This is a genomic window from Kribbella sp. NPDC049584, from assembly GCF_040675555.1.
In the GTDB taxonomy this organism is placed as follows: Bacteria; Actinomycetota; Actinomycetes; order Propionibacteriales; family Kribbellaceae; genus Kribbella.
This window is the reverse complement of the sequence record NZ_JBFAPF010000010.1, coordinates 115,020-138,607: the sequence shown is the minus strand read 5'-3', so window position 1 is coordinate 138,607 and position 23,588 is coordinate 115,020. Positions and strand designations below refer to the sequence as shown.

Sequence of the window (23,588 nt, the reverse complement as noted above, 5' to 3'; positions counted from 1 at the left end):
TGTGCGCACGGAATGCGAGGACAGTGGTGAGCCAGTCCAACTTCTCCCGTCCCGGGGCGATCGACCTGTCGGGCCTGCGTAAGCCGGCCGGTGCGGCCTCCGGTGCTGCCGGTGGTCCCGGCGCTCCGGCTGGTGCCGCCTCCGGCGCGTATGTGCTGAACGTTACCGAGGCGAACTTCCAGCCCGACGTGATCGAGCGCTCCCTGCAGGCGCCCGTGGTGGTCGAGCTGTGGTCGCCCCGCTCGCAGGGCTCGAACGCCCTCGGCGCGGTGCTGGCCCAACTGTCGACGGAGTACGCCGGGAAGTTCCTGCTGGCCCGGATCGACGTCGATGCCAACCCACAGGTGGCGCAGGCGTTCGGCGTCCAGTCGGTGCCCGTCGTGATCGCGATCCTGCGCGGTCAGCCGGTCCCGCTGTTCCAGGGCGTCCTGGGCGAGCCCGAGGTCCGGCAGTACCTCGACCAACTGCTGACCGTGGCGGTGGCGAACGGCATCACGGGTCGCGCCGAGCCGGTCGGACCGGCTGGTCCGGACGCTGACTCGGCCGAGGAGCCGCCGCCGAACCCGCGGTACGAGAAGGCGGAGAACGCTGTCGCCGCGGGCGACCTGGACGGCGCGATCGCGGCGTACGAGGAGCTGCTGAAGGAGACGCCGGCCGACGCCGAGGCGAAGTCCGGGCTGGCGCGGGTGCAACTCGTGAAGCGGACCCAGGACGTGCCCGCCGACGTACGGACGCGGGCGGCGGAGAACCCGACCGACATCGAAGCGCAGATGCTGGTCGCCGACGTCGATCTGATGGGCGGGCACGTCGACGACGCCTTCGCGCGCTTGATCAGCACGGTCCAGGCGACCTCGGGCGACGAGCGGAACACCGTCCGGCTGCACCTGCTGGAGCTGTTCGAGGTAGTCGGCGCCGACGACGACCGGGTAATGAAGGCCCGCCGTCGGCTGATGTCCGCCCTGTTCTAACCCTTCAGGATCGGATCTGTTGTCAGGGTCTCCGAGACCCGGGCGAGGAGGGAGCGGAGCGTCTCCGCTTCCTCCTCGCTGAAAGCCGCGGCCAGTCGGCGCTCGACGCCGGTGGCGCGCTTGTCCGCCTGATCGAGAGCCTTGCGCCCGGCGTGCGTCGGACGGGTCTCGATCACGTGCTTGTGCAGTGGGTGCGGCGTGCGCTCGATCAGCCCGCCGGCCTCCAGATTGCGCAGGATCGTCGTCATCGTCTGCGGGGTGACAGCGCAGCGGCGGGCCAGCTCGGCGGCTGAGATGCCCGGCTGCTCGTCCAGCACGAACAGAGCGGCGTACTGCGGAACCGTGAGCCCGGCCGGTTTCACTGCAGCTGACTTCGCCGCCTGCAGCTCCTGCTCGACCCGCTTGAAGTGACTGCCGAGCCGTTCGTCGAAGGACATCCGCATGCGGACCATCCTACGAACGGCGTCGGTGATATATGCATTGACGACCATCAGAACTCTGATTAGTGTCTGTGCTCGTATACATCCAGCGGAGGAGTTCTTGATGAAGTTTCGTGTGTTGACTGCTGCTGTGGTGACGTTGCTCGCCTTGACGGCGTCGCCGGCCGCGGTTCCCGTGACGGCTGCTGCTTCGCACGGGATTCCCGTGCAGATCGACGGCCGGACGGCTGATCGGTACCCGGAGGGCATCGCCTGGGATCCGACCCGGCAGGCGTTCCTGATCGGGTCGCTGGCGACCGGGCGGATCTCGGTCGTCGGCCGGGACGGCGTACCGCATCCGTTCGGTGTCGCGCCCGGGGTGTCGACGTTCGGGCTGCATGTCGATGCCGTGCGCAACCGTGTGCTCGTCACGTACGCCGATATCGGGAACGGCGAGCGGACGTCGGATGCGACGCTCTACAAGCAGTCCGGTGTCGCGATCTACAACCTGCGGACCGGGCGGCTCGAGCGGCGGGTTGATCTGAACACCCCGCGGCTCAATCCGGACGGCGGTCGTCATGGCGTGAACGACCTGGCGATCGATGCCATGGGCAACGCCTATGTCACCGACCCGGCGGGAGACGCGATCTACCGGATCACGCCTGGTGGTGCGGCGTCGGTTCTCGTCCGCGACGAGCGGTTGCGGAGCGACACGATCGGGGCCAACGGCATCGTCTGGCACCCGGGCGGCTATCTGCTGGTCGTCCGGTACGACGTGGGCACGCTGTTCCGGATCTCGCTGCGCGGTGAACTCAGTACGACTGGTCTGACCAGTGCACTGGTCGGGGGAGACGGCCTGGCGCTGACGCGTGATGGTCGGTTGATCGCGATCACCAACAAGCTCGGTGCGGCCGGCGTCGAGCGGGCGACCGTGCTGAGCAGTCGCGACAACTACCGCACCGCCCAGGTGCGGTCGGTCGAGCCGTGGCCGGTCCCAGGTCCGACGACGGCCGCGATCACGCCGTTCGGGACGTATGTGCTGAGCGGGCGGATCGATGTCCTGATCGCGGGCGGCTGGTCTGACCAGTTCACTATCCGACGGATGACGGCGCACTGACGGCCCTGACCGGAATCGGCCAGTGTGAATTCTTGTAATTGTCGTTGAGGTGCTCTGAGAATTCTTCACATGAGTGCTGTCGCATCGCCGCCGCCGAGTCTCGAGGCGCGGATCCACGGCCTGCTGCCGGCGTTGAGTCCGGCGCAGGCCCGGATCGCCGCCGAGGTACTGCGGGATCCGGCGGCGGTCGCGGGATCGACGATCGGCCAATTGGCGGCCCGCTGCGGTACGTCGCTGCCGAGCGTCACGCGCTTCTGCCTCGCGCTCGGTCTGTCCGGGTATGCCGAGCTCCGGCTCACACTCGCGGCCGAGAGTGGTCGGACCAGTCTCAGCTGGGAACGCGGTACCGGGTCGGAGGTCGGACCGGACGACTCGCTGGACGACGTACTCCGGACGCTGCTGCGCGCCGACACGCGGGCGCTCGAGGACACGGTCGCTTCGCTGGACATCGACGCGCTCGGACGTGCCGTGCGGGCGATCTCGGATGCGCGGCGGATCGACCTGTACGCCGTGGCGGGGTCGGCGGCTGTGGCCGAGGATCTGCGGTTGCGGCTGCACCGGATCGGGCGGGGCGCGAGTACGTGGAGCGACGTACACACTGCGCTGGCGAGCTCGGCACTGCTCGGGAACGGTGATGTCGCGATCGGGATCTCGCACAGTGGCGAGACGCTCGAGGTTCTCGAACCCGTGACCAGGGCCGGGCGGCAAGGCGCCACGACTGTTGCCATCACCAACTATCCGCGCTCGCCGCTGGCGCGGGCGGCCGAGATCGTGCTGGTCACCGCGGCTCGCGATGTCACGTTCCGGACCGGGGGACTGTCCGGCCGGCATGCCCAGATGATCGTGCTGGACGCGTTGTACCTGGGAGTCGCCCAGCGCGACTATCCGTCGGCCGAACAGGCCTTCGACGCCACCGCCGATGCCGTCGCCGATCATCGTCGACGGTCCTGAGAAGTCTTCTGCCGCAAGCTCCGTTCGACCGCCTTCCGAAGGAGAACCATGCAGAGTCCGCACCAGATCCTTGGCCCCAGCCAGCCCAGCCGACGCAGCCTGCTGCTCGGTGCCGGCGCCACCGCCCTCACCGCGGCAGCCGCAACAGCCGCCTCCACGACCACCGCCGCCGCGACGACCAGCGCGGGCGCGACCACCTCCGCGGGCGGCGCGACGAGCGCCACGGCGGCTGGTGCCGGAGCGGCCGGTATCGGGGCGGCTGGGGTCGGGGCGGCCACGGCGGCAGTGCCGTCGCCGGACACGTTGCCGTTGACCGGCGGGCCGGACTTCCCGATCGGGCTGTTCTGGCCGCCGCATCCGTACGCGAGCACCGCGCAACGGTTCGCGGAGATCAAGAACGCCGGCTTCGACTTCATCATCTCCGGCAACTACGCCGGCGACGGCAACATCTTCCAGTACCAGCTCGGTCTGGCCCGCGACGCCGGCCTGAAGATGCTGATCTCGGACGACATCCAGATCCGCAACATGTCCCGCTGGTTCTCGATCTCGGACACACCCACCGACTTCCTCAGCGTGACGCCGGCCGAGGCGAGTGCCCTCTACATCCGCGCTCGCGACGCGTACGGGCCGTACTCGTCGCTGGCCGGCTTCAACTTCTACGACGAACCGGGCGCGGGCTGGTTCGCGACGTTGGCGAAGGCGCTCTCGATCTCGCGTGAGCTGGCGCCGCAGTTGCTGCCGTACATCAACCTGCTGCCGTCGGACGACGCGACGTACTATCGCAACTTCGTCGACGTCGTGCAGCCGTCGCTGATCTCGTTCGACCGGTACCCGCTGCTCTCCGAGGGTCGCGAGGACGCCAACTACTTCCACAACTGGGCCATCGTCCGCGACGCCGCGCTGCACGGCGACATCCCGGCCTGGGTGTACATCCAGACGCTTGCCTACAACAACCATCGCGAACCGACCGCGGCGGAGTTGCTCTGGCAGGTCAACATCAGCCTCGCGTACGGCGCGAAGGGCATCCAGTACTTCACGTACTGGACGCCGGAAGCCGCTCGCGGTGAGGGTTTCGGGCCTGCGCTCATCACGGTCGACGGCAAGCGGACGTCGCGGTACGACGCCGCGAAGCGGATCAACACGGAGTGGTTGCATCAGGTCGGGCGCGAGCTCAAACCGCTGGTGTCGGAGTCCGCCGTCCATGCGAACGAGACTCCGTTGCCGAACGGTGCTGTCGGGTTCACGCCGACCAACCTGGTCTCGGCGATCTCCGGGGATTCGGTTGTCGTCGGCACCTTCCGGTCACGGGATGCCGCGTCAGGTGATCGCTGGGTGCTGGTCGCCAACCGTTCGCACAGTGCGCCAGCTCGGGCCGTTGTCGCGGTCAACGATCAGACGGTGGGGTCGGTCGGCGTCTTCCAGCCGGCGAGGCAGACGTACGTGTCGCAGCGGGTCGGGCCAGTGCAGGTCTCGCTGGATGCTGGTGCCGCGAAGTTGATCAAGCTCGCGGCGAAGTAGTCAGCTGGTCTGACCGGTGTAGATGCCCATCGCGCGGAAGCGGAGGGCCGGGGCCGCGTACTCCTCCAGGGCGTGCGCGGTCCAGCCGATCATCCGGGCGAGTGCGAACAGGGCGTCGCCGGCATCCGGACGGAAGTTGTAGGCGTGCATGATTGCGGCGATGGCCAGATCGCTGTTCGGGAACATCGGGGTGCGCTCGGCGATCGCGGCGATCGTGCCGACGATCGGGTGATCGCCGAGCAGTCCGAGGAGTACTTCGGCGCGTGGGTCGCGGTGTTGGTAGATCCGGTGCCCGAAGCCGGGGATCGGTTCGCCGGACCGCAACTGGTCTGACAGGGCCTTCAACGGATCCTGCTGGGCGCGTCGGAGGAACTCGTACGCGAGGGTCGGTGCGGCGCCGTGATACTGCCCGTCGAGCGCGCCGAGCCCCGCGGAGATCACGGCGTACAGGTTGGCACGTGCACTGGCGGCGACCCGCGCGGCGACCGTCGAGACCGCCAGCCCGTGGTCGGCCAGCAGGATCAGCGCGGCATCGAGCACCTCAGGTCGAGGTGCTTCGTCAGACAGCTTGGGCCAGAGGCGCGCGCCGAGGGTCGCGCCGGAGTCCACGTGCTTGCCAGGCAGCGCGGTCACCAGTGTGCCGATCAGTCGCCCAGCAGCAGTAGTCACCGATGGCGCAGACAGGTCGAACCGCAGGGGATCAGCAGCCCCCAGCACAGCCACTGCCACCCGCAACCGATCCGTCAACCGGGCGCCGTCCGGCACCACCCCCATCGCAGCCCGAGCAAGCAGCACCCCCTCCCGCTCTACCCCGAACACCGCCAAAGCGGTGTTCGGGGTAGAGCGGGAGGGGTTGGGCGTGGGCGCGGGAGCGGCTGCGGGCGGAGGCGTGCGCTCGGGAGCGGCTGCGGGCGGAGGCGTGGGCTCGGGAGTGGGTGCAGGCCTGGGCTCGGAGGATCGGCCGGAGGATTGGGTGGGGGATTGGGCGGTCCAGAGGAGGGTGGCGACTTGTTCGACTGTCCAGGTGGTGGCGAGGGTTCGGGCTGAGTGGCCTCGGTAGTAGAGGTCGTCGTTTTGGAGGAGGGTCAGTTCGGACTCGATGCGTTCTACTACGCCGGAGTGGTCGACCGATTTGCTGGCGAGGCGTTCTACCTCGGTGGCGGAGAAGAGGCTGCCGCGGCGGCCTCGGGCTCGGGTGCTGGTGAGGAGGCCTCGGCTGACGTAGGCGTAGATCGTCTCCGGCTTGACCTGCAGGCGGCGTGCGACCTCCGCGGTGGTCAGGTAATTCTCGTCACCTTCGGCCGTCATCCCCGCTCCTCAAGCGATCCACCCAGCTGAACATTGACTGGATCAATATTGACAATAGTTGATTGCGTGTCAACTCTGAAGCTATGTCAACAGTGATCAATGTTCCGCCCGGTCTGCGCAACGTCGTCGTCACCGAGACGACCCTCGGCGACGTCCGTGGTGACGAGGGGTTCTACCACTACCGCCAGTACTCGGCGATCGATCTCGCCAAGTCCAAGACGCTCGAAGACGTCTGGTACCTGATGTTCGAGGGCCGCCTCCCGACCGACGCCGAGCGCGACCGGTTCATCGCCGAACTGGCGCCGCTGCGGGTCCTGCCCAAGGAGGTCAGCGCGGTCCTCCCGGCGATCGCGGCCGCTGGCGCGAAGTTCAACCCGCTCGCCGGTCTCCGCACTGCCTTGTCACTACTGGCAGCAGTACGTGGCCTCCCGCCGCTCTGGGATGCCGACCCGACCCGCCGCAAGGCCGACGCGATGCTCGTCTGCGCTGTCACCCCGACCATCCTCGCGGCCCTCTACCGCCTGCGCGAAGGCCAGCAGCCGCTGGAGCCGCGCGCCGACCTCTCGGCCGCGGCCAACTGGCTCTACCTGGTCACCGGCGCCGAGCCGAACGCAGTACATGCGACCGCGGTCGAGCACTATCTCGTCTCGACGCTCGACCATGGCTTCAACGCGTCCACGTTCACCGCGCGGGTGATCGCCTCGACCGGTGCCGACGTCGTCTCGGCCGTTGCCGGAGCAATCGGCGCGTTCTCCGGCCCGTTGCATGGCGGCGCCCCGGACCGCGCTCTCGCCAGCCTCGACGAGATCGGTACGCCGGACCGCATCGACGCCTGGGTCCGTGCGAAGGTGACCGCGGGCGATCGGATCATGGGCTTCGGGCACGCGGTCTACCGCACCGAGGACCCGCGTTCGTTGATGCTCCGAGACATCGCCCGCGGCATCGGCGGTGACCTGGTCGACTTCGCCACCACCGTCGAGCAGCGCATCGTCGACGTCCTCGCCGAGCTGAAGCCCGGCCGCAACCTCTACGCGAACGTCGAGTTCTACGCCGGCGTCGTGATGGAGCTCTGCGGCATCCCGCGCGCGATGTTCACGCCGACCTTCGCGGTCAGCCGCATCATCGGCTGGTCTGCCAACATCCTCGAACAGTCGGAGGACCCGAAGATCATCCGCCCCATCGCCACGTACGTCGGCCCACAGCCGCCGGCGCCCATCGACTAGGCGACGGAGCGACTAGGCGACGAACTGCATGACGCCGTCCTCGACCGCGCCGAAGCGCAACGTCACGAGATCGCGCGGGTAGTTCTGCCGGAGGCGCCAGGGCCCTTGACTACCCTGCCGCGGGAGGATTGCGGCGGCACGGCGGATGTAGCCGGAGGACAGGTCGACGACCGGCCGGGGCGGAGCGTCGTACTCGGCCGGGTCGACCTCCGGGACGCAGATCCGGGTGCCGGTCGCGGTGAGGTGGTTGAGGAGCCGGCAGACGTACTGCGAGGTCAGGTCCGAGCGCAATGTCCAGGAGTTGTTGGTGTAGCCGATGCACCAGGCAAGGTTCGGTACGCCGCTCAGCATCATGCCCTTGTAGACAAAGGTGTCGTGCGGCGCAACGGACCGCCCGTCCACCGTCACCTGGATGTTGCCGAGCGCAACCATACGCAGACCGGTCGCGGTCACCACGAGATCCGCCTCCAGCTCCACACCGGACCGCAGCAGCAGGCCCCGAGGAGTGAAGCGCTCAATCTCATCGGTCACCACCGAAGCGGACCCGTTCCGCAAAGCCTTGAACAGATCGGCGTCCGGCACCAGACACAACCGCTGGTCCCACGGCTTGTACTGCGGGGTGAAGTGCGGGTCGACCGGGACCGACTCGGGCAACTCGCGAGCCACACCGGCGTTCAGCAACCAGGCCGCATGCGCCGGCCACTTCCGGAACGCGCTGTAGAGAGCGGTGCTCAGGGCAACGTTCTTCCCGCGGATCAGCCGGTGCGCGAGGTTCTCCGGCAGTACGGCGCGGAGGCGGTCCGAGAAGGCGTCGCGGGCGGGGCGCGAGGCGACGTAGCTCGGCGTACGCTGCAGCATCGTCACGTGTTCCGCCGTACCGGCCATGGCCGGCACCAGCGTCACGGCGGTCGCGCCGCTGCCGATGACGACCACTCGCTGGCCGGTGTAGTCCAGGTCCGTCGGCCAGTGCTGCGGGTGCACGATCCTGCCTGCGAACGAGCTCTGCCCGGGAAAGTCGACCACATACCCCGAGTCGTAGTCGTAGTACCCGCTGCACACATACAAGAACGAGCAGGTGTAAACCGAGTCGCCTGTCTCCACCGTCCACAGCGCGTCGACAGACGACCACGAGGCGCGTACGACGCGTTGGCCGAAGCGGATGTGCTTGTCGATCCCGTACGTCGACGCCGTCTCGTACAGGTAGTCGAGGATCGCCGGCCCGTCCGCGATCGCCTTGGCCGCTTTCCACGGGTGGAACGGGAATCCGAGCGTGAACATGTCGGAGTCGGACCGCACCCCCGGGTACCGGAACAGGTCCCAGGTGCCTCCGAGTGCGTCCCGGGCCTCGAGTACGGCGTACGTCCGGTCCGGGCAGCGCGTCTGCAGGCGGTACGCCGCGCCGATGCCGGACAGCCCCGCGCCGACGATGAGGACGTCCAGATGCTCCATCGAAGTCACAGGTACTCAACAGTAATGAAGATTCTTCCCGGGTGTTGTCGATTCCGTGTGGCGGCGATCGTCAGCAAGATGTTCAGTACAAGCCCTACATGAGGGAGAGCCTGAGATGGCGCAGTACATGTTCCTGCTGTACGACAGCGAAGAGTGGTACGACAACGTCACGCCGGATGACTGGCAGCAGGCGATGAAGCTGCACGGGGCGTTCGCCGAGGCGGTGGAGAAGGCCGGGGCGCGGATCCTCGGCGGGGAGGCGCTCGAGCGGTCGACGACGGCGAGCACCGTGAAGCAGCGCGAAGGCGCCGAGCCGCTGGTCACCGACGGTCCGTTCATCGAGACCAAGGAGGCGCTCGGCGGCTACTACGTCATCGAGGCCCGTGATCTCGACCAGGCGCTGGAGCTGGCCAAGATCTGCCCGTCCGGCAACGTCGAGGTCCGTCCGGTGATGAACACCTCGTCGGACAGTCAGCCGCCGGCCTGACATGCCTGAGCCGGGTACGCCGACGCTCCGTGCTGTCGGCGTACCCGCGGGGGACGAGCGGGGGGGACGAGCGGGGGGACGAGCGGGGGGACGAGCGGGGGACGAGCGATGACTGAGGCGGTAGAGGTCACCCGGGTGGTGGATCAGGCCCATCGGGAGAGCTGGTCGACCGTACTGGCGTCGGTCGTGCGACTGACCCGGGACCTCGACCTGGCCGAGGACTGCACGCAGGACGCGTTCGTGCAGGCGTTGCGGACCTGGCCGGACGGGATCCCGTCGAACCCGGGCGGCTGGCTGACCACGGTCGCGCGACGCCTCGCCCTGGACCGGCTCCGGCGCGAGACGAACCTGTGGCGGAAGCTCCCACTGCTGGTCGAGGAACCCGGCGAGATCGAGCAGCCGACGGATCCGCTGAGGCTGGTGTTCACCTGCTGCCACCCGGCGCTGGCGCGCGAATCGCAGGTCGCGCTGACGCTGAGGCTGATCTGCGGACTGACGACCCCCGAGGTGGCGGCCGTCCTGCTGATCAGCGAGTCGACGGCGGCGGCCCGGATCACGCGGGCCAAGAAGAAGATCGCGGCGGCCGGCATTCCCTACCGGATCCCGGCGGATCACGAGCTGCCCCAGCGGTTGGACGTCGTGCTGACCGTCGTACATCTGGTCTACACGGCCGGGCACGTTGCGGCGGGGTCGGCCTTGACGCGGACCGATCTGACCGGCCGCGCGGTCGAGCTGGCGCGGATGCTCGAGCGGCTGATGCCGGACGAGCCGGAACCGCAGGCATTGCTCGGGTTGCTGTTGATGACCGAGGCGCGCGGCGATGCACGGGTGAGCGCCGACGGCGAGCTGGTGTTGCTCGCGGATCAGGACCGGTCGCGGTGGGACGCGCAGCTGCTTGCCGAGGGTGTCTCGCGCGCGACGGCGGCGTTGGAGCGCGGCCACGGACGCTTCGCCTTGCAGGCAGCGGTTGCCGGGCTACACGTGACCGCGCCGTCGTGGTCGAGGACGAACTGGGGCCAGGTGGTCCGCATGTACGACGCGATGCTGGTGAGCTGGCCGACGCCGATCGTCGCTCTCAACCGGGCCGCGGCACACAGCCTCGTCCCCGGCGCGGACCTGAACACGGTCCTCGACGAACTGGATGCCTTGAGCAAGGAACCCGCGCTGGCGACGTACGCCTATCTGCCGGCGACTCGCGCCGACGTGCTCACTCGGCTCGGCCGCACGGAGGAAGCCGCTGAGGCTTATCGGGAGGCGATCCAGCTCACCGCCAACGAGACCGAACGCCGCTTCCTGACCGCGAGACTTCAGGCGCGTGGGGCCCAGAGCTGATCGGCGTCGCCGGCTTCCATCCGGCCGCGGTACACGTCGATCTTGTGGTCGATGAGCTCCAGACTCTCCTGCAGCTCGGCAAGCTGGGTGAGTACGTCGGAGCGGTGCGCCTCGAGTAGCTCGAGCCGATCCTTCTCGTTGCCACGCCCGGCGAGGACCAGTTCGGCGTACTGGCGGATGGTGCGGATCGGCATCCCGGTGGCGCGGAACTTGGTGCAGATCTTGATCCAGTCCAGGTCGATCTGGCGGTAGCGCCGGCGCCCGCCGGCGGTGCGGTCGACGGTGGTGACCACCAGGCCGGCGCGTTCGTAGTACCGCAGCGTGTGGACGCTGACGCCGGTGCGTTCGGCGGCCTCGGCAATGCTGATCCCGCGTTCATTGACTTCGAGCACGCTCTAAATCCTAGCGTGGTCGGTATGACCCTTCCAACGCTCGAGGACACTGGTCTGACCACCCCGTCCACCACTCTGACCACTGCCCGCAGGTACGCCGTCCTGGTGATCTGCTGCGCCAGCCTGCTGATCTCGGTGATGGACATCTCGATCGTCAACGTCGCCCTGCCCGCGATCCGCGACGGGCTCGGCGCCTCGACCGCCGGGTTGCAGTGGACCGTCGACGCCTACACGCTCGTCCTTGCGAGCTTCCTGCTGCTGGCCGGATCGACCGCCGACCGGTTCGGTCGCCGCCGGATGTTCCGGCTCGGGCTGATCGTGTTCGGGATCGGTTCGCTGCTGTGCAGTCTGGCGCCCGGTATCGGCTGGCTGATCGCCGCGCGGGCTGTGCAGGCGGTCGGCGGCACGATGCTCAACCCGGTCGCGATGGCGATCGTGGTGACCGTGTTCCCCGACCGCGCCGAGCGGGCCAGGGCGATCGGGATCTTCGGCGCGACCGCCGGGCTGTCGCTCGTCCTCGGCCCGATCCTCGGCGGCGCGCTCGTCGACGGCCTGGGCTGGCGGTCGATCTTCTGGGTGAACCTCCCGATCGTCGTCCTCGCGGTCGTCTTCACCAGCCTGTTCGTCCCGGAGTCGCGCGCCGCCCACGGCCGCCGGTTCGACCCGATCGGCCAGCTCCTCGTGATCTTCGTCCTCGGCGGCGTCGTGTCGGCGATCATCGAGTCCGAGAAGCACGGCTGGGGTACGCCGTTCATCGTCGGACTACTGGTGATCGCGGCCGTGTCGGCGGTCGCCCTGATCGCGTACGAACGTCGTCGCGAGGAGCCGCTGCTCGAGCTGCGCCTCTTCCGCAGCGTCCCGTTCAGCTCCGCCGTACTGATCGCGCTGTTCGCCTACAGCGGCTTCGGCGCGTTCCTCTTCGTCACGACGCTCTATCTGCAGAGCGTCCGCAACCTGTCCGCCCTCGACGCCGGCCTGTCGCTGCTGCCGGTCGGTCTTCTGATCTGCGTGCTCTCGCCGCTCACCGGCCGCGTGGTCGGTTCGCTAGGCCCGCGCCTGCCGCTGGTCGTCGCGGGTACGGCGCTCACCCTCGGAGCGGCGGCGTCGATGACGATCGGCATCGCCACCCCGCTGCCCGTGATCCTCGCGATCTTTCTGCTGTTCGGCGTCTTCCTGGGCACGATCAACCCGCCGATCGCGAACTCCGCGGTCTCCGGGATGCCCGCGTCGATGACCGGGCTCGCGGCGTCGCTCGCGTCGGTCGGCCGGCAGACCGGTACGTCGCTCGGTGTCGCGATCGCCGGATCGATCGTCGGTGCCAAGGCGACGACCGATCCGCAGGCGTTCGTCCACGCCGCCCATCTCGTCTGGTGGCCGATCGTCGCGATGGGACTCGTCGTACTGGCGCTGGCCCTGGTGAGCACGAGCCGCCGCGCACTCCTCACGGTGCAGGCGGTGTGAGCGGCAGACCGAAGTGCGTGACCAGGCTGGGTGTGCTGAACACGTGGATGTGAGTGAGCCCGGTGGCCGTCGGAGTGAGCACGGCGATGCCGTACGCCTCTCCCTTGAAGTAGGCGCCGACCGCGGGCTGACCGTTCGCGACGATCGGTAGCATCCGCCAGTCGCCCGGCGAGCCGACCGCGGAGGCCAGTAGCTGCAGGCACATCACCCGGCCGTTGAACCAGGCGGTCGTACCGACCATCTCGATCGCCGCGTCCGCGCGCAGCGCCCGCTCGAGCGCCGCCATGTCCGCATTCTCGAAGCCGCTGACGTAATCCGCGAGAAGAGCCTGCGCCCGGGGGTCGTCCGGCTCGACGATCGCCTCGGTCGGGTTCTCGTCGAGCCGGGCACGGGCTCGTTGCAGCGTGCTCTTCACCGCCGCGACGGAGGTGTCCAGCATCGTGGCGACCTCGGCGGCCGGGAACGCCAGGACCTCGCGCAGGATCAGTACGGCGCGCTGTTTGGCCGGCAGATACTGCAGCGCCGCGATGAGCGCCAGCCGCAGGCTCTCCCGCGTGGTGACGATCGTCGCCGGATCATCGAGCACCAACGACTCCGCGATCGGCTCCACGAAGAGCACGGACGGGTCGTCGGGAGGTGAGCCGGGGGAGAGGTCGGATGCCGGAGCGCCCAGCCCGGACGGCAGTGCTCGGCGGCCGCGCTGTTCGAGTGCGGTGAGGCAGACGTTGGTCGCGATCCGGTACAGCCAGACCCGCACCGACGAACGCTCCTCGAATCCCGACCAGGACCGCCACGCCCGCAGGTAGGTCTCCTGGACCGCGTCCTCCGCCTCGTGCACTGACGCGAGCATCCGGTAGCAGTGCGCGAGCAGCTCCTTGCGGAACGGTTCGGTCCGGCTGTCGAAGTCGCTCACCATTACCTCTTCTACCTCTTCCGTCGTCATAGTCCCAGCACCGGCCGTGCCCAGCCTGCCATCCGCTGGATGGGATCGTGTCCGCCTGTCCTCGGCATCGTGGATCCTTTCGTTGCTGGTCGTTATCGGTACTGACCAGCGCTGCCGCGAAAAGGAATCGGCGTGCTTCACTGGGAGCATGAGCACTCCGGGCTCAGGGCCGGCGTTGTCGGCCTCGGAAGAACGCACGTGGGCGATGCTCGCTCATGTGGGGGTGTTCATCGCGGCCTGGTTCGCGATGGGGTTCCTCTGTCCGCTGATCATCTGGCTGCTGTTCCGTGGCCGGTCCGAGTTCGTCCGCAAGAACGCGGTGGAGTCGCTGAACTTCCAGATCTCGCTGCTGATCTACACGGCGATCGCTGTCGTGCTGGTGCTGATCACGTTCGGTCTCGGGGTGCTGATCATCGTGCCGCTGATCGTGATCGGCGCGGTCGCGGCGGTCGTGGTGATCGTGCTGGCGACGATCGCGGCGTCGAGCGGGCAGGAATACCGGTATCCGTTGACGTTCCGGTTCGTCCGCTAGGGTCTGGCCGGTGGAGCTCATCGGCCAGGGGATGGAAGGCGCGGTCTACGACCTCGGGGACGGGACCGTGCGCAAGGTCTGGTTCGACCGGCGACCGGAGGATGTGTTGCCGCTGAAGGCGTTCCTGGACGAGCTGCCCGAGCTGTCGTTCCGGACACCGCGGATCCGCGAGGTCGGCGTGGGGGAGAACGGATTCGCGGTCAGCGTCGAGGACAAGCTGACCGGCGTGCCGTTGCATGAGGTTGGGCTGCCCGAGAAGCAGGCGTTGGATGCGTTCGTCCTGGTTGTCGAGGCGCTTCGCACAGCGCGGCCTGGTCCGGCGAGCCGAGCGCTACCGGTGATCGACGAGCCGTTCGGCGGACGGTCCTGGGGCGAGAGTCTGGCCGCTCTCGTACGTCGTCGTGCGGCAGCCTCGAAGGTTCACTTCGAGCGGGACGTACCCGGTTTCCCTGGACTGCTGGAGACAGTGGTCGAGGGGCTCAGCGGTCTGCCGGAGCTCGAGTTGAGCGTCGTGCACGGGGACGTTTGCCCGCCCAATGTGCTCATGCACGGCTCAGAGGTTGCCGCGGTGCTCGACTGGGGTTTTCTGTCGACGGCCGGGGACAACACGTTCGAGGCGTCGTTGGCGGCGGGGTTCTTCGACATGTACGGGCCGGAGGCGCGGCGGCTCGACAACCTGTTGCTGGATCGGTTTGCCGAGCTAGGGCACGATCGGGAGCGGATGCGGTTGTACCGGCAGGCGTACGCCGTCATCACCGCGACCATCTACGACGAGAACGCCGGTGACGGGCACTACGTCTGGTGTGTCAACCAGCTCACGAGGTGATCGGTACGCCGGCTCGTAGGTTGTAGAGCTGGTTCGGCGCGGCCAGGAGCATCGGGAGACGGCGGGCGTTCAGCGGTGAGACCAAGCCCTCCAGCTCCTCGGGCGCGTGCCACGACAGGGCGCGAATCTCGAAGCCGTCCGGTTGGAGTTCGTCGATCAGTGACGGGTCGTGGACGCCGCCGTCGTACAGGATCTCGACCGCGTCGCCCCAGCCCTCCCAGCGCGGTAGCCAGTCGATGGCCAGTACGCCGAGCAGCGGCAACGCCGTACCCATCTCCTCCTGCATCTCGCGAGACGCACCGGTCGCCGGGTCCTCGTCGGGCTCGACCACACCGCCGGGCAACTCCAGGTCCTTCTTGTAGCTGACCTGACACAGCAGGACGCGCCCAGCGGTGTCGCGTACGACGACGTGGGCGATCACCCGCTTCTTGGGCAGCGCCGAGTCCATCAACGCCGTCCAGCCCGTCACCGTGTTCGGCCGTGGGTCGTCGACGCGCATGCCGTAGATCGCGACGTCCCGGCGCTCACCGTCCACGAGCGCGGCTCCACGCAGTACCCCTTCGCGCCGGAAACCGGACCGGATGGCGACCCGCGCGGTCGAATGCAGCTCCGGGTCCACCTCCACCTGCAGCCGCTCGAACCCGAGCTGACCGAACGCGTACTCCGTCACGAGCCGCATAGCCTGCTCCGCCACCCCGGGGCCGCCGTCGAGCGACCAGACGACCAGAGCGACACCTGGCGAGGTCTGGCGCACCTCAACCGTGCCCATCGTGTCGCTTGTGATGCCCGGGACGCTGTGCTCGACGGTGAACGTCGTCACCTGCCCGTTCGGCTGCGAAGGGCGCAGCGTCAGCTCACCATCTGACAGGGGTTCCACGGCGGTCACCCCCTGAACGCTACCCGGTGAAGCGCAGGTACACCGTTGCCAGGGGTGGGACGGACAGCTCGGTGCTGGTGGTCATCCCATGCCAGCTCGGTCCGTCGGCCTCGACGGCGCCCAGGTTGCCGACACCGGAGCCGCCGTACGTGTTGGCGTCGGTGTTGACGACCTCTTCCCAGCGGCCGGCGTACGGGAGACCGAGGCGGTAGCCGTAGTGCGGGATCGCGGAGAAGTTCGCGACACACGCCACGGTCGGCTCACCCTCGTCGCCGTACCGGACGAACGAGAAGATGTTGTTGCTGGCATCGTTCGCGTCGATCCAGCTGAACTTCTCCGCGTCGTGGTCGGTCCGCCAGAACGCCGGATTGTCCTTGTAGACCCGGTTGAGATCGCGGACGAGGCGCTGCAGACCCTGATGGTCGCTGTGGTCCAGCAGCCACCAGTCCAGCTCGCCCTTCTCCGACCACTCCGACTCCTGGCCGAACTCGCAGCCCATGAACAGCAGCTGCTTGCCCGGATGCGCCCACATCATCGCCAGGTACGCACGCAGGTTCGCCAGCTGCTGCCAGCGGTCGCCGGGCATCTTGCGGAGCAGCGATCCCTTGCCGTGCACGACCTCGTCGTGGGAGAGCGGGAGGACGAAGTTCTCGGAGTACGCGTACATCATCGAGAACGTCAGCTCGGAGTGGTGGTACTGCCGGTGCACCGGCTCGTGCTCCAGGTAGCGGAGCGAGTCGTTCATCCAGCCCATGTTCCACTTGAAGCCGAACCCGAGCCCACCGAGGTGCGTCGCGCGGGTGACGCCCGGCCAGGACGTCGACTCCTCGGCGACGGTGATGACGCCGGGGACGCGCTTGTAGAGGGTCGCGTTCATCTCCTGCAGGAACGAGACGGCCTCCAGGTTCTCGCGGCCGCCGTACTGGTTCGGGACCCACTGGCCGTCCTGGCGCGAGTAGTCCAGGTACAGCATCGAAGCGACCGCGTCCACGCGCAGGCCGTCGATGTGGAACTCCTCGGCCCAGTAGATCGCGTTCGCCACCAGGAAGTTCCGCACCTGGGGGCGGCCGAAGTCGAAGACCAGCGTGCCCCAGTCCGGCTGCTCGCCGCGGCGCGGGTCCGGGTGCTCGTACAGCGGCGTACCGTCGAAGCGGGCCAGGGCCCAGGCGTCCTTCGGGAAATGCGCCGGCACCCAGTCGACGATGACGCCGATCCCGGCCTGGTGCAGCTTGTCGATGAGCAGCCGGAAGTCGTCCGGGTCGCCGAAGCGCGAGGTCGGGGCGAAGTACGACGTGACCTGGTAGCCCCACGATCCGCCGAACGGGTGCTCCATCACCGGCATCAGCTCGACATGGGTGAACCCCATGTCGTTGACGTAGGCAACGAGTTCGTCGGCCAGCTCACGGTACGAGCGGCCCTTCCGCCAGGATCCGAGGTGTACTTCGTAGACGCTCATCGGCTCGGCGTACGCCTCGGCTCGCGCGCGCCGCTCGAGCCACGCGGCGTCGCTCCACTCGTACGACGACTCGGTGACGACGGACGCGTTCGCCGGCGGCGTCTCGGCCAGGTTGGCCATCGGGTCCGCCTTCTGCCGCCAGACGCCGTCGCGGCCGCAGATGTCGAACTTGTACCGCGTGCCCGCGCCGACGCCGGGCACGAACAGCTCCCACACGCCGGACGAGCCGAGCGAACGCATGGGGTGCGCGCGGCCGTCCCAGAAGTTGAAGTCCGCGGTCAGCCGGATCCCCTGCGCGTTCGGGGCCCAGACGGCGAACGACGTGCCGGTGATGGTCCCGGTCGGGCCGTCGTACCGGCGGACGTGTGCACCGAGCACGGTCCACAGCTGCTCGTGCCGGCCTTCGCCGATCAGGTGCAGGTCGACCTCGCCGAGCGACGGGAGATAGCGGTACGGGTCGTCGACCACGACCGCGGGACCATCGGTGTAGGTCACCTCGAGGCGGTAGTCCGGGACCTTGTCGACGTCGAGTACGCCGACCCAGACGCCGTCGTGCTCATGCCGAAGGTCGAGGCGGTGTTGCTCGGTGTCATCGCCGTACAGCACCGTGACGCTCTTCGCGAACGGCCGCAGCGCGCGCACCGTCACACCGTGCTCGCCGAGGTGGGGGCCGAGCACCTGATGAGGATCGTGATACGTGCCGGCGACGAGTCTGTCCAGGTCGGTCCGATCGACCCGAACCGCTGTCACCACAGGCTCCTCAACCGCCACCACAGGCTCCTCAAAAGCTTCGCGCTCTCCCATGAATCCCATCCTGCCCGATCAGCACCGTCTTCACTGCACCCCGTACCCGCGGAGTCACGACGTACACAATCGTCATCCGGCCCTCAACGGCCGGAGATGCGGCGAACTACTGTTCGGCCAGGTGAGCCGCTGCGGACAGCGGGATCCGCAGCCAGGTCGGGCGGTTGCGGGCCTCGTACAGCACCTCGTAGATCACCTTGTCGGCGAGGAACGCGTTCAGCAGGACGGTCTGCTCGCGCGGATCGGTGCCCGCCACCTCGGCGTACCCGTCGCAGAAGGCCTCCTGGTTGCGCGTGGCCCACTCGGCCGCGCGGTACGCGATCTGCTGGTCGCCCTCGTGGTCCTGCAGCAGCGACCGCGCCGCGTAGTCGAACGAGCGCAGCATCCCGGCGATGTCCTTCACCGGGGTGTCCAGCGCCCGCCGCTCGATCAGCGACTTGGCCGGCTCGCCCTCGAAGTCGATCAGCTTCCAGCCGTCGATCGTCCGCAGGACCTGTCCGAGATGGAAGTCGCCGTGGATCCGCTGCACCGTGACCGGCTGGTCGTACGCCGCGAGCGCGTCGAAGGCGCGCGCCAGACCATCGGCGTACGGCGCGAGCTCCGGGATCGCGGCCGCGGCCTTCTCGAGCCGGCGACGCATCGCGTCCGCGTGCTCGACCAGCTTCGCCGGCTCCCAGATGTCCGTGCCGAGCGCCTTGGCCAGCTCGGAATGCACCTGCGCGGTGCTCGCGCCGAGCCGGTGCGACTCGCCCGCGAAGTCACCGCCGACCTCTTCGGCGTGCAGGTCGGCCTCGGCGTACAGGTCACGCACCGACGAGGTCGCGAACGACCAGCCGTCGGTCGCGCTCTTCTGGAACGCCGTCATCATCGCCAGCTCACCAGAGTCGTTGCCGCCGCCGGCACGCGGCCACCTGCCGCGGGCGGAGCCCAGCACCTCCGGGACCAGCTCGGACCCGTACTCGGTGAGCGCCGACTCGATCTCGACCCCCGGGTTGCTCCCGGGCTCGAGCCGGCGGAACACCTTCAGCAGCGCGACATCGCCGAACACCAGCGACGTGTTGCTCTGCTCCACGGTGAGGACCAGCGACTGCGCGTCCTCAGGTACTTCGATGGTCCGGTCCGGAGCCTGGACGGGGTGGAATTCCAGCCCGTCCAGCTGCCGTCCGTGCGTGAGCCCCTCCAGCCAGTACGGCGTTGCTTCCTTGTCGTGCAAGGCGTCGTACACCCAGACGTCGGCGTCGCCGAGGTCCGGCTCCGCCCACTCGCCGACCAGCGCGTGGCCGAGGTTGTCGACCGGTGCGCGGTGGTAGCTGAGCGGCAGCTGGTAGACCCGGATCGGGATCTCCACCCCGGGCGGACCCGCACAGTAGACGAACCCGATCCGGACCGCCGGCCAGGCGCCCTCGTCCGACAGCCACACCGAGGTGGCCATCGCTTCGACGTGGACGTCGTGTCCCTTCTCCCCGAACCACCTCTGGCCCGAGCAGAAGGACTGGACCTGGTCCAGATGCGAATTCACTACATGCTCTCCTCGTGGTCAGCCGGCTTCGCCAGCCGGAACCAGTAGAAACCGTGGGCGCCGAGGGTCAGAAGGTAGGGCAACTCCCCGATGGTCGGGAAGTGCACACCGCCGAGCAACTCGATCGGCTCCACTCCTTGCCACTGCCGCAGGTCCAGCTCGATCGGCTGCGGGAAGCGGGACAGGTTGTTCACGCACAGCACGACATCGTCGCCGAACTCGCGAACGTAGGACAGCACGCTCGGGTTGGAACCACCCAGATCCGTAAAAGTACCCATGCCGAAACACGGGTGCTGCTTGCGGGTCTGGATCATCCGGCGGGTCCAGTGCAGCAGCGACGAGGCGTTCTCCATCTCGGCCTCGACGTTCACGGCCTGGAAGCCGTAGACCGGGTCCATGATCACCGGCAGGCTGAGCTTGCCGGGCGTCGCGGTGGAGAACGAGGCGTTACGGTCCGGGGACCACTGCATCGGCGTACGGACACCGTCGCGGTCGCCCAGCCAGATGTTGTCGCCCATGCCGATCTCGTCGCCGTAGTACAGGATCGGGGAGCCGGGCAGGCTCAGCAGCAGCGCGGTGAACAACTCCATCTTGTTGGTGTCGTTGTCCAGCAGCGGTGCGAGCCGGCGGCGGATGCCGATGTTCGCCTTCATCCGCGGGTCCTGCGCGTACTCCGACCACATGTAGTCGCGGTCCTCGTCGGTGACCATCTCGAGCGTGAGCTCGTCGTGGTTGCGCAGGAAGATGCCCCACTGGCAGGTGTCCGGGATCTCCGGCGTCTGGGCCAGGATCTCCGAGATCGGGAAGCGTGACTCCCGGCGGACGCCCATGAAGATGCGCGGCATCACCGGGAAGTGGAACGCCATCTGGCACTCGTCGCCGCCGGAGTCGCGGTCGCCGAAGTACTCGACCACGTCGGCCGGCCACTGGTTCGCCTCGCAGAGCAGGACGCGGTCCTCGTAGTTCGCGTCCACCTCCTTGCGGACCCGCTTCAGGAACTCGTGGGTGCGGGGGAGGTTCTCGCAGTTCGTCCCGTCGGACTCGAACAGGTACGGGACCGCGTCCAGCCGGAACCCGTCGACGCCGAGGTCGAGCCAGAACTTCAGCGCCTCGATCATCGCGTCGCCGACGTCGGGGTTCTCGAAGTTCAGGTCGGGCTGGTTGGAGTAGAACCGGTGCCAGAAGTACTGGCCGCGGACCGGGTCCCAGGTCCAGTTCGACTGCTCGGTGTCGACGAAGATGATCCGCGCGTCGGCGTACTTGTCGTCGGTGTCGGACCAGACGTAGAAATCGCCGTACGGGCCGTCGGGATCCGACCGCGACGCCTGGAACCAGGGGTGCTGGTCGGAGGTGTGGTTCATCACGAAGTCGACGATCACCCGGATGCCGCGGGCGTGGGCCTGCTGCAGGAACGCGGCGAAGTCGGCGACCGTGCCGATCTCCGGCATCACCTCGGTGTAGTGCGAGATGTCGTAGCCGCCGTCGCGCAGCGGCGACGGATAGAACGGCGGCAACCAGAGGCAGTCGACCCCGAGCCACTCGAGATAGTCGAGTTTCTCGGTCAGACCCTGCAGGTCGCCGATGCCGTCGGCGTTCGAGTCCTTGAAGGACCGCACGAGGACCTCGTAGAAGACGGCCCGCTTGAACCACAGCGGGTCACTCTTCGTCAGTCCGTGGTGCTGCTCCGGCAGCATGTCGGTCACGCTCACCTCCATCGGGTGTCTTCAAACCTATTTCCCGTACCCCGTTCGGGCGCACCTAAAAGGGGAGGGCAGTGCATTGCTCCCGGAGGATCCCCGGGGGTACCGCGGTGAAGTGGTGACGCCGTCGGCCGGACGGTCCCGCAAGGCGTTCCGCCTAGTCTGACGGCCCTTTGCCAGTACAAGCAAATGGGCTCGCACACACGCGCTTCGCCGGCCCCCGCGGTCAGCGCCGGGGTCCGCGTTCCTGCTCCCGTTGCGTGTACTGCGCCGGCCCACGCCGACCTCCACCCCGCAGCCACCGCGGCCGCCTCTTCACCGCTCCGTTGGCATCCGCGACCCCGTCCCGCGGATCCCGCTGCTTGAGTAACTCCTCAGCCGTAAAGATCCGATCCGGCTCCAGCGGCTCGGTCGCCTCGGGCTCCATCGGCCGCTCTCCCTTGTTCGGAGGCACTGTTGTTCGGGGCGCTGCTGCTCGGCGTACTGCTGTCCGCGGTACCGCGGTCTACCGGCGGCTTCCGCGTTCGCCCTTCTCCCTCGGCGGCTGTCTCGACGCTCCGCGTCCGCCGGCCCGGCCCGATCTGCCGCCGGACGTCACGGCGCCCGCTGCGGGTGCGCTTCCCTCGGTGACTTCCTGCGGCGTCAGTTCCCGCGTCGCGCGCTTCGCCAGCTTCGGGTTGCGCAGCTGCTCGGCCGTGAGACCGGTGTCCTGCATGATGCTGCCCATCGTTCCCTTGGCCACGTCCCGGTTGTGCACGGGCACGGTCGTACCGCGGCCGTCGGGGTGTTTCATGATGTGGTGGCTGCCCTCGACCCGGTCGACGTCGAAGCCCCATTTCTCCAGCGAGGCGACGACGTCCGCGCCGCGCATCGCCGGGATCCTGCTGGCCATCAGGGACTTTCGACCGTGACGGTGATCTGGTTCGGGACCCCGAAGGCCTTGATCAGGCCGGTCAATGCCTCCCGGAGATCCTCGACGGCGGCCTCCGGTGTGTCGCCCTCGCCGTTCGCGCCGACGCCGTGACGCAGGAGCGCGTGGGCGCACCAGACGCCGTCTTCGTCCTGCTCGATCGTGTACGGGACGGTGACATCGTTCTTCACGGTCGGCTCCTCTTTCCTGCGGTGTCCTCGACGGTGACCGTCAGCTGCTCGGGTACGCCGACCTCGTCGGCCAGCAGCACGATCGCTGCCTTCAGGTCCTCGATCGCCTGTTCCCGCGTACCGCCCTGGCCGTTCGCGAACGCGTCGGGAGTCAACGCCGCCGCCGCGCACCAGTCACCGTTCTCGTCCTGCTCGACAGTGAAGGGGATCTGAAGTTCGCGCCGCAACTTCGCCTCCTGGCTACTGAGTGTTGTCGCGATCGTAGGGGCGGGGTGGGTCAGTCGGGGAGGTCGATGATCAGTTGGTCGGGGATGCCGGATTCGGTGGTGGCTTGGGTTATTGAGGTGCGGAGGTCTTCGAGGGCTGCTTCGCGGGTTTCGCCTTCGCCCTGGAGGAAGATGTCGGGGGTGAGGGCTGCTTCGGCCAGCCAGGTGCCGTCTTCGTCCTGTTCGACGACGTACGGGACGTGGAGTCGGGGCACGGGGATCCTCAGTCGCGGGGGTCGGCGGACTTGCGGGGGCGGCGGGTGTACTTGGTGAAGCCGGCTCGCTCGGCGTCGGCCTCGGTGCGGAACCAGACCTCGGGTTTCGTCCGGCCGTAGTACGGCGAATCCGGCGTGTGGAACAGCATCGACTGCGCGTTGCCCTTGATCGTGAAGCCGTCCGGCGGACCTTGGTGCGGGACGGCGTCTGCCGAGCCCTCGCCGTACCGTCCGGGCTTTACGTCGGCAGCCTGCGGCTCGGGCGTTGCCATGTCGACCTCGAACAGCGTCGGCTCGGACTCCATCACCCGGGAGAAGACAGGCTGCGGCGCCTCCTGAGCAGGAGCCTCCGGAGGTGCAGCCGCTGGTGGCGCGGCGGGCGCCGGCGGTGTCGCTGGCGTTTGCGGCGCGGCGGGAGTCTGCGGGGCAACTGGCGCCTGCCGTGCGATAGACGTCTGCGGGGCGGCGGGAGTCTGCCGGGCCGCGGGGGCCTGCGGCCCGGCGGACGTCTGCGGTGCGGCGGAGGTCTGCGGTGCGGCGGTCGGGGCCTGCGACGTGGCTGCCGTGGCTCCTACGAGGACGGGTTCCTTTTCGGGCGGCTCGTCGGCGAGGGCGGGAGCGGGGCGGCGGCGGTCGAGCAGGACCCAGGTGATCGCCGCGCCGAGGAAGAACGCGAGCAGTGACCACAGCCAGTTGTGGCGTAACAGCCAGCTCATCCGCGCGC

General features: G+C 68.4%; 25 protein-coding genes. 10 read left to right on the top strand and 15 right to left on the bottom strand.

The genetic code is table 11. The annotated features are described in order from the left end of the window. Positions 1 to 26 precede the first annotated feature (26 nt). Positions 27 to 968 carry a tetratricopeptide repeat protein gene (locus AB0J62_RS29845; protein WP_363877982.1) on the top strand — a complete coding sequence of 314 codons (942 nt, stop codon included), beginning with the start codon at positions 27 to 29 and terminating at the stop codon, positions 966 to 968. Here AB0J62_RS29845 and AB0J62_RS29840 read toward each other — a convergent pair. Then, positions 965 to 1,411 (bottom strand): MarR family transcriptional regulator, encoded by a 447-nt coding sequence (locus tag AB0J62_RS29840; protein ID WP_202872039.1) that lies wholly within the window; start codon positions 1,409 to 1,411, stop codon positions 965 to 967. The genes AB0J62_RS29845 and AB0J62_RS29840 overlap by 4 nt on opposite strands. 100 nt (positions 1,412 to 1,511) lie before the next feature. Here AB0J62_RS29840 and AB0J62_RS29835 point away from each other — a divergent pair, with 100 nt between their 5' ends. From AB0J62_RS29835 to AB0J62_RS29825, 3 genes are all read left to right on the top strand, one after another. Continuing rightward, positions 1,512 to 2,504, top strand: a complete 993-nt coding sequence (locus tag AB0J62_RS29835; RefSeq protein WP_363877979.1) for a hypothetical protein — start codon at positions 1,512 to 1,514, stop codon at positions 2,502 to 2,504. Positions 2,505 to 2,573: 69 nt separating this feature from the next. Further along, positions 2,574 to 3,455 (top strand): MurR/RpiR family transcriptional regulator, encoded by an 882-nt coding sequence (locus tag AB0J62_RS29830; RefSeq protein ID WP_363877977.1) that lies wholly within the window; start codon positions 2,574 to 2,576, stop codon positions 3,453 to 3,455. A 48-nt stretch (positions 3,456 to 3,503) separates the two neighbouring features. After that, positions 3,504 to 4,973: a hypothetical protein gene (locus AB0J62_RS29825; protein ID WP_363877975.1), complete on the top strand. Its 1,470-nt coding sequence runs from the start codon at positions 3,504 to 3,506 to the stop codon at positions 4,971 to 4,973. Here AB0J62_RS29825 and AB0J62_RS29820 read toward each other — a convergent pair whose 3' ends face one another. Further along, complete coding sequence (locus tag AB0J62_RS29820; protein WP_363877973.1) at positions 4,974 to 6,281, bottom strand: citrate/2-methylcitrate synthase; 1,308 nt, start codon at positions 6,279 to 6,281, stop codon at positions 4,974 to 4,976. Positions 6,282 to 6,364: 83 nt separating this feature from the next. Here AB0J62_RS29820 and AB0J62_RS29815 point away from each other — a divergent pair, with 83 nt between their 5' ends. Beyond that, entirely contained in the window at positions 6,365 to 7,504 is a 1,140-nt protein-coding gene (locus AB0J62_RS29815; RefSeq protein WP_363877971.1) for a citrate/2-methylcitrate synthase, read from the top strand. A gap of 12 nt (positions 7,505 to 7,516) precedes the next feature. On the opposite strand, the gene AB0J62_RS29810 is transcribed toward AB0J62_RS29815, so the two are convergent. Then, a complete protein-coding gene (locus tag AB0J62_RS29810) occupies positions 7,517 to 8,953 on the bottom strand; it encodes an NAD(P)/FAD-dependent oxidoreductase (protein ID WP_363878397.1) in 1,437 nt (478 codons plus the stop codon). Between the two features lie 115 nt (positions 8,954 to 9,068). Between AB0J62_RS29810 and AB0J62_RS29805 the strand changes: the two genes are divergently transcribed. Next, a complete protein-coding gene (locus AB0J62_RS29805; protein WP_134111401.1) occupies positions 9,069 to 9,440 on the top strand; it encodes a YciI family protein in 372 nt (123 codons plus the stop codon). Between the two features lie 108 nt (positions 9,441 to 9,548). Next, complete coding sequence (locus AB0J62_RS29800) at positions 9,549 to 10,772, top strand: sigma-70 family RNA polymerase sigma factor (RefSeq protein WP_363877968.1); 1,224 nt, start codon at positions 9,549 to 9,551, stop codon at positions 10,770 to 10,772. On the opposite strand, the gene AB0J62_RS29795 is transcribed toward AB0J62_RS29800, so the two are convergent. Next, entirely contained in the window at positions 10,748 to 11,164 is a 417-nt protein-coding gene (locus AB0J62_RS29795; protein ID WP_134111403.1) for a MerR family transcriptional regulator, read from the bottom strand. The genes AB0J62_RS29800 and AB0J62_RS29795 overlap by 25 nt on opposite strands. A 24-nt stretch (positions 11,165 to 11,188) precedes the next feature. Here AB0J62_RS29795 and AB0J62_RS29790 point away from each other — a divergent pair, with 24 nt between their 5' ends. Next, positions 11,189 to 12,625 carry a DHA2 family efflux MFS transporter permease subunit gene (locus tag AB0J62_RS29790; RefSeq protein WP_363877965.1) on the top strand — a complete coding sequence of 479 codons (1,437 nt, stop codon included), beginning with the start codon at positions 11,189 to 11,191 and terminating at the stop codon, positions 12,623 to 12,625. On the opposite strand, the gene AB0J62_RS29785 is transcribed toward AB0J62_RS29790, so the two are convergent. Continuing rightward, entirely contained in the window at positions 12,606 to 13,568 is a 963-nt protein-coding gene (locus AB0J62_RS29785) for an RNA polymerase subunit sigma-70 (RefSeq protein ID WP_363877963.1), read from the bottom strand. The genes AB0J62_RS29790 and AB0J62_RS29785 overlap by 20 nt on opposite strands. Positions 13,569 to 13,716: 148 nt before the next feature. Between AB0J62_RS29785 and AB0J62_RS29780 the strand changes: the two genes are divergently transcribed. Then, positions 13,717 to 14,100, top strand: coding sequence for a DUF4870 domain-containing protein (locus AB0J62_RS29780; protein ID WP_363877961.1), 384 nt, complete (start codon positions 13,717 to 13,719; stop codon positions 14,098 to 14,100). 10 nt (positions 14,101 to 14,110) lie between these two features. After that, positions 14,111 to 14,926: a phosphotransferase gene (locus AB0J62_RS29775; RefSeq protein ID WP_363877959.1), complete on the top strand. Its 816-nt coding sequence runs from the start codon at positions 14,111 to 14,113 to the stop codon at positions 14,924 to 14,926. Here the strand turns inward: AB0J62_RS29775 and AB0J62_RS29770 are convergent. From AB0J62_RS29770 to AB0J62_RS29725, 10 genes are all read right to left on the bottom strand, one after another. Next, positions 14,916 to 15,803, bottom strand: coding sequence for a GNAT family N-acetyltransferase (locus AB0J62_RS29770; RefSeq protein WP_363877957.1), 888 nt, complete (start codon positions 15,801 to 15,803; stop codon positions 14,916 to 14,918). The genes AB0J62_RS29775 and AB0J62_RS29770 overlap by 11 nt on opposite strands. A 19-nt stretch (positions 15,804 to 15,822) precedes the next feature. Further along, positions 15,823 to 18,009 carry a 1,4-alpha-glucan branching protein GlgB gene (glgB, locus tag AB0J62_RS29765; protein WP_363877955.1) on the bottom strand — a complete coding sequence of 729 codons (2,187 nt, stop codon included), beginning with the start codon at positions 18,007 to 18,009 and terminating at the stop codon, positions 15,823 to 15,825. Between the two features lie 160 nt (positions 18,010 to 18,169). Further along, on the bottom strand, positions 18,170 to 19,582 hold the full coding sequence (locus AB0J62_RS29760) for an aminoglycoside phosphotransferase (protein ID WP_363877953.1): 1,413 nt from the start codon (positions 19,580 to 19,582) through the stop codon (positions 18,170 to 18,172). After that, complete coding sequence (gene treS, locus AB0J62_RS29755) at positions 19,582 to 21,276, bottom strand: maltose alpha-D-glucosyltransferase (RefSeq protein ID WP_363878395.1); 1,695 nt, start codon at positions 21,274 to 21,276, stop codon at positions 19,582 to 19,584. Before treS ends, AB0J62_RS29760 begins: the two co-directional genes overlap by 1 nt. Positions 21,277 to 21,508: 232 nt before the next feature. Next, positions 21,509 to 21,709: a hypothetical protein gene (locus tag AB0J62_RS29750; RefSeq protein WP_363877951.1), complete on the bottom strand. Its 201-nt coding sequence runs from the start codon at positions 21,707 to 21,709 to the stop codon at positions 21,509 to 21,511. Positions 21,710 to 21,787: 78 nt separating this feature from the next. Next, positions 21,788 to 22,174, bottom strand: coding sequence for a type II toxin-antitoxin system HicA family toxin (locus AB0J62_RS29745; RefSeq protein ID WP_363877949.1), 387 nt, complete (start codon positions 22,172 to 22,174; stop codon positions 21,788 to 21,790). After that, positions 22,174 to 22,383, bottom strand: coding sequence for a hypothetical protein (locus AB0J62_RS29740; RefSeq protein ID WP_363877947.1), 210 nt, complete (start codon positions 22,381 to 22,383; stop codon positions 22,174 to 22,176). The genes AB0J62_RS29745 and AB0J62_RS29740 overlap by 1 nt, the downstream gene beginning before the upstream one ends. Further along, positions 22,380 to 22,610, bottom strand: coding sequence for a hypothetical protein (locus AB0J62_RS29735; protein WP_363877945.1), 231 nt, complete (start codon positions 22,608 to 22,610; stop codon positions 22,380 to 22,382). The genes AB0J62_RS29740 and AB0J62_RS29735 overlap by 4 nt, the downstream gene beginning before the upstream one ends. A gap of 50 nt (positions 22,611 to 22,660) precedes the next feature. Further along, positions 22,661 to 22,864 carry a hypothetical protein gene (locus AB0J62_RS29730; RefSeq protein ID WP_363877943.1) on the bottom strand — a complete coding sequence of 68 codons (204 nt, stop codon included), beginning with the start codon at positions 22,862 to 22,864 and terminating at the stop codon, positions 22,661 to 22,663. 8 nt (positions 22,865 to 22,872) lie between these two features. Further along, positions 22,873 to 23,580, bottom strand: coding sequence for a hypothetical protein (locus AB0J62_RS29725; RefSeq protein ID WP_363877940.1), 708 nt, complete (start codon positions 23,578 to 23,580; stop codon positions 22,873 to 22,875). Positions 23,581 to 23,588: the final 8 nt, after the last annotated feature.

Coding starts and splice junctions, on each gene's coding strand:
- AB0J62_RS29840 (WP_202872039.1), bottom strand. CDS start 1,411: ATGCGGATGTCCTTCGACGAACGGCTCGGCAGTCACTTCAAGCGGGTC.
- AB0J62_RS29835 (WP_363877979.1), top strand. CDS start 1,512: ATGAAGTTTCGTGTGTTGACTGCTGCTGTGGTGACGTTGCTCGCCTTG.
- AB0J62_RS29830 (WP_363877977.1), top strand. CDS start 2,574: ATGAGTGCTGTCGCATCGCCGCCGCCGAGTCTCGAGGCGCGGATCCAC.
- AB0J62_RS29825 (WP_363877975.1), top strand. CDS start 3,504: ATGCAGAGTCCGCACCAGATCCTTGGCCCCAGCCAGCCCAGCCGACGC.
- AB0J62_RS29820 (WP_363877973.1), bottom strand. CDS start 6,281: ATGACGGCCGAAGGTGACGAGAATTACCTGACCACCGCGGAGGTCGCA.
- AB0J62_RS29815 (WP_363877971.1), top strand. CDS start 6,365: ATGTCAACAGTGATCAATGTTCCGCCCGGTCTGCGCAACGTCGTCGTC.
- AB0J62_RS29810 (WP_363878397.1), bottom strand. CDS start 8,953: ATGGAGCATCTGGACGTCCTCATCGTCGGCGCGGGGCTGTCCGGCATC.
- AB0J62_RS29805 (WP_134111401.1), top strand. CDS start 9,069: ATGGCGCAGTACATGTTCCTGCTGTACGACAGCGAAGAGTGGTACGAC.
- AB0J62_RS29800 (WP_363877968.1), top strand. CDS start 9,549: ATGACTGAGGCGGTAGAGGTCACCCGGGTGGTGGATCAGGCCCATCGG.
- AB0J62_RS29790 (WP_363877965.1), top strand. CDS start 11,189: ATGACCCTTCCAACGCTCGAGGACACTGGTCTGACCACCCCGTCCACC.
- AB0J62_RS29785 (WP_363877963.1), bottom strand. CDS start 13,568: ATGACGACGGAAGAGGTAGAAGAGGTAATGGTGAGCGACTTCGACAGC.
- AB0J62_RS29780 (WP_363877961.1), top strand. CDS start 13,717: ATGAGCACTCCGGGCTCAGGGCCGGCGTTGTCGGCCTCGGAAGAACGC.
- treS (WP_363878395.1), bottom strand. CDS start 21,276: ATGCTGCCGGAGCAGCACCACGGACTGACGAAGAGTGACCCGCTGTGG.
- AB0J62_RS29750 (WP_363877951.1), bottom strand. CDS start 21,709: ATGGAGCCCGAGGCGACCGAGCCGCTGGAGCCGGATCGGATCTTTACG.
- AB0J62_RS29745 (WP_363877949.1), bottom strand. CDS start 22,174: ATGGCCAGCAGGATCCCGGCGATGCGCGGCGCGGACGTCGTCGCCTCG.
- AB0J62_RS29725 (WP_363877940.1), bottom strand. CDS start 23,580: ATGAGCTGGCTGTTACGCCACAACTGGCTGTGGTCACTGCTCGCGTTC.